This window comes from Mycobacterium sp. (assembly GCF_032162105.1).
Classification (GTDB): domain Bacteria; phylum Actinomycetota; class Actinomycetes; order Mycobacteriales; family Mycobacteriaceae; genus Mycobacterium.
Genome location: NZ_JAVRPS010000315.1, coordinates 1 through 6,307, shown reverse-complemented (window position 1 = coordinate 6,307; position 6,307 = coordinate 1). Strand labels below are relative to the sequence as shown.

The 6,307-nt window shown below is 66.9% G+C and carries 9 protein-coding genes; 7 read left to right on the top strand and 2 right to left on the bottom strand.

Going from position 1 to position 6,307, the window contains the following annotated elements:
• Positions 1–399: 399 nt before the first annotated feature.
• From QOC69_RS16340 to QOC69_RS16315, 6 genes are all read left to right on the top strand, one after another.
• Positions 400–708: a hypothetical protein gene (locus QOC69_RS16340; protein WP_526441340.1), complete on the top strand. Its 309-nt coding sequence runs from the start codon at positions 400–402 to the stop codon at positions 706–708.
• Positions 709–820: 112 nt separating this feature from the next.
• Positions 821–1,555 carry a 4-hydroxy-tetrahydrodipicolinate reductase gene (gene dapB / locus QOC69_RS16335; protein WP_526441338.1) on the top strand — a complete coding sequence of 245 codons (735 nt, stop codon included), beginning with the start codon at positions 821–823 and terminating at the stop codon, positions 1,553–1,555.
• 7 nt (positions 1,556–1,562) lie between these two features.
• Entirely contained in the window at positions 1,563–2,039 is a 477-nt protein-coding gene (locus QOC69_RS16330; protein ID WP_526441336.1) for a tetratricopeptide repeat protein, read from the top strand.
• Positions 2,036–2,491 carry a flavodoxin family protein gene (locus QOC69_RS16325; RefSeq protein ID WP_526441334.1) on the top strand — a complete coding sequence of 152 codons (456 nt, stop codon included), beginning with the start codon at positions 2,036–2,038 and terminating at the stop codon, positions 2,489–2,491. The genes QOC69_RS16330 and QOC69_RS16325 overlap by 4 nt, the downstream gene beginning before the upstream one ends.
• Positions 2,492–2,563: 72 nt before the next feature.
• Entirely contained in the window at positions 2,564–3,589 is a 1,026-nt protein-coding gene (locus QOC69_RS16320; protein ID WP_526441332.1) for a hypothetical protein, read from the top strand.
• 36 nt (positions 3,590–3,625) lie between these two features.
• Positions 3,626–4,081: a hypothetical protein gene (locus QOC69_RS16315; protein WP_526441330.1), complete on the top strand. Its 456-nt coding sequence runs from the start codon at positions 3,626–3,628 to the stop codon at positions 4,079–4,081.
• Here the strand turns inward: QOC69_RS16315 and QOC69_RS16310 are convergent.
• Entirely contained in the window at positions 4,075–4,992 is a 918-nt protein-coding gene (locus QOC69_RS16310) for an HpcH/HpaI aldolase/citrate lyase family protein (protein WP_526441328.1), read from the bottom strand. The genes QOC69_RS16315 and QOC69_RS16310 overlap by 7 nt on opposite strands.
• 55 nt (positions 4,993–5,047) lie before the next feature.
• Complete coding sequence (locus tag QOC69_RS16305; RefSeq protein ID WP_526441326.1) at positions 5,048–5,788, bottom strand: dienelactone hydrolase family protein; 741 nt, start codon at positions 5,786–5,788, stop codon at positions 5,048–5,050.
• A gap of 41 nt (positions 5,789–5,829) precedes the next feature.
• On the opposite strand from QOC69_RS16305, the gene thyA reads away from it, so the two are divergent.
• On the top strand, positions 5,830–6,307 hold a 478-nt coding region (gene thyA, locus QOC69_RS16300; RefSeq protein ID WP_526441324.1), incomplete at its 3' end, for a thymidylate synthase.

Here is a 6,307-nt window from a genome sequence, read left to right as displayed (position 1 = left end):
GGTTCAAGGACGTCCTCTCCCGCTGGCCGGAGGAGCTTGGTCGCTACGTCATCTTTCGGGATGAGCGTCAGCGTGGTCGGGCTCGCGCATGGCTGGTGGCCGAAGGTTACCGACCGGCCGGCGCGGCGCACGTGTAGCCATGATCCATCGCGAACGTGCGCAAAATGCTGGGTCGCAGCCTGCCTCGTTGGGTGCCACGCCGCGCCCTCCGTGAAGTCGTTCACGGTTGACGCTCGATGCGGGTGTCACACGTCATGGCCGAAGGCAGAGCTCGGTTTGGTCGCCGAAGTATCCGTGCTACCGGGAAGGCATCCAGGCGGGCATCTGTAACGAATGAAGGGCATGAGCACACCGCAGTCAGGAAAGCACCATCACCATTCATTCCGGAAGGCAAGAACAATGAAGTCCTACACGTTGCCCGTCCTCGCCGCTGGCGCAATCGCCGCGGCGACCGTCGGTTTGGCCGGTGCCGCCAATGCGGCTCCGTCGGCTCCTGTCACCGCAGCCGAGACCGTCGGCAACCTGCAAGCCGAAGGTTTCCAGGTGATCCTGAACAAGTTGGGTACCGCGCCGCTGGATCAGTGCGTGGTCAGCTCGGTTCGCCCCGGCCATACGTTCGCCCGGATGGATTCCGGTGCTCCGGGTGCGATGGACGACATCGTCACCACCGTTACCTCGAAGACGGTGTACGTCGAGGTCAGCTGCTGACGCCCAGCTCACGGATCCTCGTCTGGAGCGCGGAGGAGTTCCTCGGGGTGGTGATAGTGGTTCACCCTGTCCTGGCCGGTGTCGAGGCTGCACCCGACTAGGCTTGCCTGCCATGCGAGTGGGAGTACTGGGCGCCAAGGGCAAGGTCGGGGCGACGATCGTCGACGCCGTCAACGCGGCGGACGATCTGACGTTTACCGCGGGTGTCGACGCCGGCGACCCGCTGAGCTTGTTCACGGACAGCCAGACCGAGGTCGTCGTCGACTTCACCCACCCCGACGTCGTGATGGACAACCTGAAGTTCCTGATCGAGGCGGGCATCGACGCGGTCGTCGGCACCACCGGCTTCACCGACGAGCGCCTCACCCAGGTGACGGAGTGGCTGGCCGAGTCGCCGACCACCGCTGTCCTGATCGCGCCCAACTTCGCGATCGGCGCTGTCTTGTCGATGCAGTTCGCCAAGCAGGCGGCACGGTTCTTCGAGTCGGTGGAAGTCATCGAACTGCATCATCCGCAGAAGGCCGACGCGCCGTCGGGCACTGCCGCGCGCACCGCCCGGATGATCGCCGAGGCGCGAAAGGGCTTGCCGCCCAATCCCGATGCGACCAGTACCGGTCTCGAAGGCGCGCGCGGTGCCGACGTCGACGGCATCCCGGTGCATTCGATACGTCTGGCCGGTCTGGTCGCGCACCAGGAGATCCTGTTCGGAACCCAGGGGGAGACGCTCACCATCCGCCACGACAGCCTGGACCGCACGTCGTTCGTGCCGGGTGTGCTGCTCGGCGTGCGGCACGTGCACGAGCGGCCCGGCCTCACGGTGGGGATCGAACCGCTGCTCGACCTATGAGCCCGCGATGAGCGACGGCTCGCGCGCCCTGCGCATTCAGCTGCTGATCGGCTTCATGTGCGTGGCGCTGGTGGTCTACTTCGTCATGCTCGGCCGGGCCGGCGTCATCCTCGTCTCGTCAGGGCGCCCCGCGGCGATCGGCCTCGGAGTGGCGATCTTCCTGCTGCCCATCGTCGGCCTGTGGGCCATGATCGCCACGCTGCGAGCGGGTTTCGCGCACCAGCGGCTGGGCCGCCTCGCGCGCGAAGAGGGCATGGAGCTCGACACCAGCGCGCTGCCGCGCAGGCCATCGGGGCGGATCGAGCGCGAGGCCGCCGACGAACTGTTCAACTCGGTGCGCGCCGAACTCGAGGACGACCCCGACGACTGGCGGCGGTGGTACCGGCTCGCCCGCGCCTACGACTACGCGGGGGACCGGAGCCGGGCCAGGGAGACGATGCGCAAGGCCGTTGAGATGGAGCGGGCTGCGGGGGAGCGGGCATGAGCAGGACCCTGTTGATCGTCCACCACACCCCGTCGCCGCATTGCCAGGAGATGTTCGAGGCGGTGCTGGCCGGTGCCACGGACCCCGACATCGAGGGTGTGGAGGTCGTTCGGCGACCCGCGCTCACCGTTTCGCCGACCGACATGCTGGGGGCCGACGGATACGTGCTCGGCACCCCGGCCAACCTGGGGTACATGAGCGGCGCTCTGAAGCACGCGTTCGACGTCTGCTACTACCCGTGCCTGGACGCGACGCGTGGACGACCCTTCGGCCTGTACCTCCACGGCAACGAGGGCACCGAGGGCGCGGAGCGCGGCGTCGACGCCATCACGACAGGCCTCTGTTGGGTGAAAGCGGCTGGGACCGTGGTGGTTTCGGGTAAGCCAAGCAAGGCCGACATCGAGGCGTGCTGGGAACTCGGCGCGACAGTTGCTGCTCAGTTGATGGAATGAGTCGGCCCGGCGCCGTCCTTTGACTTGTCAATAACCGCGCGGCGGCCGTGGAGGAGTCGTTAACTTGCTGCGGTGAAGATCGTCAACCTCGTTTCGGCAGCGCTCGTGGTCGTCGCGGCGGGTTGCAGCGCGCAGCAGGCCGCCGACCCATCCCCGCAGGCGGCACCCCCGAGCGTGGCCAGCTCTTCGGCCGCCCCGGCGCCGTCGTCGACCACCGTCAGCCAGTTCGACGCTCGGTGGATGGGCCTCGTACCCGACCAGCCACAGGGCTGGAAGGAACTCAATCGGCAGATCACGGGCGAGTTCCAACAGTTCAGCCTCCGGCCGGCCGATGAGACCGAAACCAGGTTCACCTGCAACGGGTGTGCACCGTGGACCGTCGACCTGACCGCTTACGCCGCAGGCAAGTTCGACCCGACGGAGGCGCGGGCGGGTCAGCCGATCGCAGTGAACGGTGACGGCGATGGCTTCCTGATCGAAGACCCGGCTAAGCACACAGCCACACTCACCTGGCAGTACGCGGACGATGCGTGGGCGACGGTGAAGGGTTTGACCACCGCGACCACCCAACTCGATCGCATGGTCGAACTCGCCCACGCTCTCAAGCCCGCGGAACGTACCCCGATTCGGCTTCCGATGAGCATGCCCGACGTGCCCGTGAACATGCCATTGGCGGAGATCAACATCGACGGGACGGGGGACTACGGCACGATCGTCAGCTTCGCTCCGTGCGGATCCACGGTCATGGGCGGCGCGGGCCAGTGCGAGCGCGGACCCGACACCGAGACTCTGGGCGTGCACATCTGGCCTTCCGACGGCTACTACGGGCACTTCCAGGAGCAAGGGGCGGTGCCGATGCAGATCGGCGGCAAGGACGGCTTCTTCGACGACGACGTGAACGGAGCCGGTGACCACGCCGCCGTGCAGGTCCAGCCCGGCATGCTGGTCGTATTCGACTGTGGCCTACCCGGCCCGCACACTGCCGGCACCCCTCCGGAGGCGCCCACCAGTCTCAAGGGCATTCTCTCCGGCCTCGAGTGGGCCCCGGATCCGGCGAACGAGGCGACCTGGCAGCCCGTCTCCGACTGGGCGAAATAGCGCGACGGCGGCAGTTGACGCTGTAGAAAGCTAGGCATGCCTGGTATCGCCGAAATCGCTATGGCCGGTGCACCGATCGCGGGAGGTGCACTTCTGGGCATCGTCGCGGGCAATCTCCGCGGACCCGACGTCCGCGGCCTGATCAAACAGGACATGGATCTCCTGGAACGGATTCCGCCGGAACAGACCGAACGGCGCGCCGAACTGCAGCGCGTCATCGACATCCGGGTCGACGATCTGATCGCCGCGGTCGACAAGAACCGGTCGCTGCTGGAGGTTGCCCAGTCCTACCGCGGCAATTGGCGCGACATCGTGGTGTTCATCTGCGCGGTGCTGTTCACCATCGTCTGGTGGAACGTCAGCCACAGCCGCAGCAACTGGCTGGTCATGTTCATCGTCATGATCGTGGTGTCGATCGTGGCGGCGCTGTACGCCGGTCGCGGAATATGGCGCGCGCTGCGGTCATTCGGCCGCCACCGCGACGATCAGTAGTGGTAGGTGTCCGACGGCGCGGGCACGTGGTCGGGGTCGTCGCTGAACTCGGACTCGTGGATGCCGTACGCCTTGGCCAAATCGAGGATCTTGTTGGCGCGGGCGATGCGCGGCAGGTCTGAGCCGTTGCGGATCTCCCCGCCGTCGCGCTGATACTCGGTGAAGAACTCCTTGGCCCAGCTGATCTCGTCCTGAGACGGGGACAGACCCTCGTTCACGGTCGAGCACTGGTCAGGGGTCAGGCAGATCTTGCCGGTCATGCCGAATTCGGCGGAGACCGCGGTGGCCTCACTGAGGCGCAGCGCGCTCGATCCGACCGTCGGTCCGTCGATGGCACTCGGCAGGTGGGCCGCCTTGGCCGCGATGGTGAACCGTGAGCGTGCGTAGGCCAGCGTGGCCGGGTTGTCCCCGAAACCGGTGTCACGGCGGAAGTCGCCGATGCCGAAGGCGAGCCGGAAGGTGCCCTTGGTCGCGGCGATCTCCGTGATGCGTTCCAGCCCGCGGGCCGTTTCCACCAAGGCGACGATCGGCACGTTCGGCAGGCGTTTGGCGGTTTCGGTGACGTGGTCGACGGATTCGACCATCGCCAGCATCACCCCGCCGACCGTCGTCTTGGATAGCAATTCAAGGTCGTCGGCCCACCACTGGGTGCCGAACCCGTTGACGCGAACCCAGTCGGAATTGCCTTCGCCCAGCCACCGGGTCACGTTGTCGCGGGCGGCGGCCTTGTCCTTGGGCGCGACCGCATCCTCGATGTCGAGCACCACGATGTCGGCGCGGGAGTGGACGGCCGGCGCGAACCGATCGAACTGCGCGCCGTTGACCAGCAGCCAGCTTCTGGCGAGTACCGGGTCGATGCGCGATCCCGGTTCGCTGGGATCCGGTTCGTTGGCAGTGGTCTGGTCGTACACGCGTTCATGGTCGCCTACCGGGCCACGGCGAGGCAACGCGGCCATGCCGGAACCGTCAGCCGAGGTGGTCGCCGAAGAAGCTCTCCATGACATTCCAGTGCCGCTGGGCGGCATCGGCGTCGTAGGCGGCGCGGTGGTCGGAGACCGCGAAACCGTGCGCGGCGGCGTACCACTCGATGGTGTGCTCGACGTCGGCCGCCGTCAGCGCCTTGTCCAGGGTCTCGGCCGCCTCGGGGGTGAAGGACGCGTCGTTCTCGGCACCGCCGACGTACACCGCGGCCTGGATCTGGTCGGCCAGTAGGTGAGGGCTGCCAGGATCATCGGACGCCAGCCCGCCGCCGTGGAACGACATCGCCGCCGCCACCCGGTCGGGAACGCGGCCCGCCACCACCAACGAGGAGCGCCCGCCCATGCAATACCCCGTGGTGCCGAACGCGGTGCCGCTGACCTCGGGTCGGGACGCCAGATAGTCGAAGAACGCTCCTGCGTCGGCCGCCATCTTGTCCGGGGTGATACCGCCCATCATCGACATCAGCCGCTTGCGTTCATCCGGATCGCTGAAGGCGGTGTTCAAGTCGAACGGCGCCCAGTCGCCACTGCGGTAGTACACGTCGGGCACCAGCACGGCGTAGCCGTAACCGGCCAGCTTCTCCGCCATGTCAACGAACACCGGACGCCTGCCCCCGGCGTCGGGGTACATCACTACCCCGGCCCAGGGGCCGTCCCCCTCCGGGGTGGCGAGTGTGACGGGACAGGTTCCATCGGGCGTGGTGATGGTGTCGTTGATCGTCGGCATGCCTCCGTTTTACTCCCTGCCTCTGGACGTAAGCTGGTCGAGTGGCGATCGCAACTCCCTACGAGGATCTCCTGCGACTCGTGCTCGAGACCGGAACACCGAAGTCGAATCGGACCGGAACCGGTGCTCGCAGCCTGTTCGGCCACCAGATGCGCTATGACCTGGCCGTCGGCTTCCCGCTGATCACCACCAAGAAGGTGCATCTCAAGTCGGTCGTCTATGAGCTGCTGTGGTTCCTGCGCGGCGATTCGAACGTGCGCTGGCTCCAGGAGCACGGCGTCACCATCTGGGACGAATGGGCAAGCGACACAGGCGATCTCGGTCCGGTCTACGGCGTGCAGTGGCGGTCCTGGCCGACCCCGTCCGGCGAGCACGTCGACCAGATCAGTGCGGCGCTTGAGCTGTTGAAGAGCGATCCCGACTCGCGGCGCAACATCGTCTCGGCCTGGAACGTCGGCGAGATCCCGCAGATGGCGCTACCGCCGTGCCACGCGTTCTTCCAGTTCTACGTCGCCGACG